Genomic DNA, 4,556 nt, shown 5'->3' with positions numbered 1-4,556 from the left:
GCGGCAGACGCGGATCAATCTCCGCGCACACTTCGTCGAACGACGCCGCGAACACCGGGAACGCCTCGTACAACTCCCGGCCCATACCCACACGCTGCGAACCCTGACCCGTGAACAACACCGCCCGACGACCCGCCGACACCACACCCGCAGACCGGCCCTCGGCAACAGCCGACAGCCCGGCCACCAGCTCGTCCACGTCCGAGCCCCACACCACCGCCCGATACTCCAACGCAGCCCGCGACGTCACCAACGACCACGACACATCCACCGGCGACAGACCACGACCACGCACGAACGACCCCAGCCGCCCCGCCTGACCCGACAGACCCCGCTCCGAACGCCCCGACAGCACCCACGGCACCGGCAAAGCCACGGAAGCGCCCCCGGCAGACGCCGGGGCAGACTCCGGCTCCGCCGCGACCTCGGGGACGGCTTCGGGCTCCGGCTGCTCCAGGACCACGTGCGCATTGGTCCCCGAGATGCCGAACGACGACACACCCGCCCGCCGGGGACGCTCCACACCCGGCCACTCACGCGAAGACGTCACCAACTCCACCGCACCCGACGACCAATCCACATGCGACGACGGCACATCCACGTGCAGCGTCGCCGGCACGGTCCCGTACCGCATCGCCAAGATCATCTTGATGATCCCAGCCACCCCCGCAGCCGCCTGCGTGTGACCGATGTTCGACTTCACCGACCCCAACAACAACGGCACATCCCGACCCTGCCCATACGTCGCCAACAACGCCTGCGCCTCGATCGGATCACCCAACGACGTACCCGTACCGTGCGCCTCCACCACATCCACATCAGCCGCCGACAAACCCGCACTCGCCAGCGCCTGCCGGATCACCCGCTGCTGCGACGGACCATTCGGCGCCGTCAAACCATTCGACGCACCATCCTGATTCACCGCCGAACCCCGCACCACCGCCAGAACCCGACGCCCGTCACGCCGCGCATCCGACAACCGCTGCACCACCAGCACGCCGACGCCCTCGGACCAGCCCGTGCCGTCCGCGGCGTCCGAGAACGACTTGCAGCGGCCGTCGGCGGACAGGCCGCCCTGGATCGAGAACTCGGCGAACGTGCCCGGTGAGGCCATCACGGTGACGCCGCCGGCCAGGGCGAGGTCACACTCGCCGGACCGCAGCGCCTGCGCCGCCAGGTGCAACGCCACAAGCGACGACGAACACGCCGTGTCCACAGTCACCGCCGGCCCCTCGAAACCGAACGAGTACGCCACCCGGCCCGACAACACGCTTGTCGCGTTGCCGGTGAGCAGGTGGCCGCCGACCTCCTGGGCCCGACCGACCGACCCGCTGGCGTACCCCTGGAAGCTGGCCCCGGCGAAGACGCCGACCGCGCCGCCCCGCAGGGTGGTCGGGTCGATGCCCGCCGACTCGACGGCCTCCCACGAGGTCTCCAGCAGCAGCCGCTGCTGCGGGTCCATGGCGAGCGCCTCCCGCGGCGAGATGCCGAAGAACTCGGCGTCGAACTCGCCGGCGTCGTAGACGAAGCCGCCCCTGCGGGCGAAGGACGTGTCGGACAGGCCGCTGCTGAGGAAGCTGTCCCAGCCCCGGTCGAGGGGGAACTCGGAGATGCCGTCGCGTCCGGTGGCGAGCAGTTGCCACAGTTCTTCCGGGGACGCGACGCCACCCGGGAGGCGGCAGCCCATGCCGACGATCACGATCGGGTCGTCGTCGACGGTGGCGACCCTGCGGTCGGCCGGCGCGTCGCCCGATGCTCCGAGCACGGTCTCCCGGATGAAGGCGACCAGGGCGGCCGGCGTCGGGTGGTCGAAGACGAGGGTGGAGGGCAACGCGAGGCCGGTTTCGGCGGTCAGCCGGTTGCGCAGCTCGACTGCGGTGAGCGAGTCGAAGCCGAGGCGCTGGAACGCCCGGTCCGGCCGCACCGCCTCCACGGTGGCGTGGCCGAGCACCGTGGCGACCTGGGAGCGTACGAGGTCCAGGAGGGACGCCTCGACCTCCGGCGGCGTCAGGGCCGCGAGCCGCTCGCGCAGTGCGGAGGCCCGGTCGGTGGGGCCGGTCTCGGCTCGGGACGCCGCCTCGATCGCCGCCTGTGCTTCGGGGATGTCGGTGAACAACCGGGACGGACGCAACGCCGTGAACGACGGCACAAACCGATCCCACCGCACATCCGCCACCACCACCTGCCCCTCACCACCATCCAGCGCCCGCTGCAACGCCGCCACCGCCAACTCCGGAGCCATCCCCGGCAAACCACGCCGACTCAACTGCTCCCCCGCCACCCCCACCGCCATACCCGCCTCAGCCCACGGCCCCCACGCCACCGACGTCCCCACCAACCCACGCCCACGCCGCGACACCACCAACCCATCCACAAACGCATTCGCCGCCGCATACCCCACCTGACCCGCAGAACCCCACACCCCCGCAATCGACGAAAACACCACAAACGCATCCAAATCCAAACCAGCAGTCAACTCATCCAACACCACCGCACCACCAACCTTCGCCCGCAACACCTCCTCCACCTCACCCACACCCACCTCACCCAACGGCGTCAACTGCGCCACACCAGCCGCATGCACCACCGCCCGCAACCGCTCACCCCGACCCACCAAATCCCCCAACAACCCCGCCACCGCACCACGATCCGCCACATCACAACCCACCACCGACACCCGCACACCCACACCCTCCAACCGCCCCACCAACTCACCCACACCCGCCGCACCACCACCACGCCGACTCACCAACACCACATGCTCCGCACCCACACCCACCGCCCACAACGCCACCCGCGCACCCAACGCCCCCGTACCACCCGTCACCAACACCGTCCCCGACAACCGAAAACCACCACCACCACCACCCGCACCCGCACCCGCACCCGCCGGACAACCCGCACGCACCAACCGCCGCACAAACACACCCGACGACCGCAACGCCACCTGATCCTCAACCCCCGACAACAACACCCCACACAACCAACCCCACACACCCCCACCCAACACACCCGGCAAATCCACCAAACCACCCCACCGCAACGGCACCTCCAAACCCACCACCCGACCCAAACCCCACACCGCAGAACCCGCGACATCCGCCAGCTCGTCCGAGTCGCCGACCGACACCGCCCTGCGCGTCAGCCACCACAACCGGCCCGACCCACCGACGTCGGTCAGCGCCTGCACCACGGCCAGCGCCGTCGACACCTCGGCGGCGGCCGGAACCGGGGACGCCTCCCGCGGCTCGGCCAGCGACAGCAGGGACACCACGTGGGCGTCCCGGGCGTCGGAGCTCATCGCCTCCAGCAGCAGCCGCGCCACCCGGTCGCGGTCGGCGCCGGCCGGGATCAGCACCGGGACCGCCCGGTCGGCCCGGGCAGCCAGCGCCGCGGCCACCGGGTGGTCCTCCTGCCCGGGCGCCATCAGCAGCAGCCAGGTTCCCGCCAACGTCGCGGAGTCCGGCACGGCGGCCGTACGCCACGTCGCCCGGTACCGCCAGGAGTCGACGACCGCCCGCTGCTGCGTCGCCCGCCGCCACCGGGCGAGCTTGGGCAGCAGCGCCGTGGACGGCTCGTCCGCGCCCACGGCGAGATCCTCGCCAAGCACGCCGAGGTCCCCGGACTCGACCGCCGCCCAGAACTGCTCGTCGGACGGGGCGTCGGCCCGCTCCGGAGCCGAGCCGGGCTGGGGGTCCTCCAGCCAGTAGCGCTGCCTGTCGAAGGCGTAGGTGGGCAGTTCCACCGCGCGCGGCCGGGTGCCGGTCTGGCCGAGGTACGCCGCCCAGTCGACGGCCACGCCGGCGGCCCAGAGCTGCCCGGCGGCAGTGGTGAGGGTGGTGACGTCGGGCTGACTGCGGCGCAGCGTGGCGACGTACCGCACGTCGTCGGCGGTGTCCGCCTCGGCGGCCATGGCGGTGAGGACCGCGTCCGGGCCGATCTCCAGGAAGGTGTCCACCCCCTGTGCCCGCAACGCCGCCACCCCGTCGGCGAAGCGCACCGGCTGCCGCACGTGCCGCACCCAGTAGCCGGGCTCGGTGATCTCTGCGGCGTCCGCGACCGCGCCGGTCACGTTCGACACGATCGGGATCCGCGGCACCCGCCAGTCGAGCCCCGCCACCACCGACGCGAACTCGTCCAGCATCGGATCCATCAACCGCGAATGGAACGCGTGACTGACCGCCAGTTCCTTGACCCGCCAACCCCGCTCACGGCAGGCCGCCACCACCGAAGCGACCTCACCGGCGGCACCCGACACCACCACCGACGCCGGACCGTTCACCGCCGCCACGTCCACCGCCACGCCGGTCACGCCGAGCAGCTCGGCGACAGCCTCCTCCGACGCACCGACGGCCGCCATCACGCCACCGGCCGGCAACGCCTGCATCAACCGGCCCCGCGCCGCCACCAGGGAACAGGCGTCCGACAGCGACAACATCCCCGACACGTACGCCGCCGTCACCTCACCGATCGAATGACCCGCCAGGAAATCAGCCCGCACACCCCACGACGCGAGCAACTCCCACAACGCCACCTCAACCGCGAACAACCCCGCC

Annotated in this window: 1 protein-coding gene; it reads right to left on the bottom strand. The window is 71.4% G+C overall.

Annotated features, from left to right (window positions below):
* On the bottom strand, positions 1-4,501 hold a 4,501-nt coding region (locus KBX39_RS24045; RefSeq protein WP_312247480.1), incomplete at its 3' end, for an SDR family NAD(P)-dependent oxidoreductase.
* Between the last annotated feature and the right edge of the window lie 55 nt (positions 4,502-4,556).

The sequence above is a fragment of the Micromonospora sp. D75 genome (assembly GCF_018070405.1).
GTDB classification, from domain to species: domain Bacteria; phylum Actinomycetota; class Actinomycetes; order Mycobacteriales; family Micromonosporaceae; genus Micromonospora; species Micromonospora chalcea.
The sequence above is the reverse complement of the archived record's forward strand: the minus strand, read 5'-3'. Positions and strand labels throughout refer to the sequence as shown.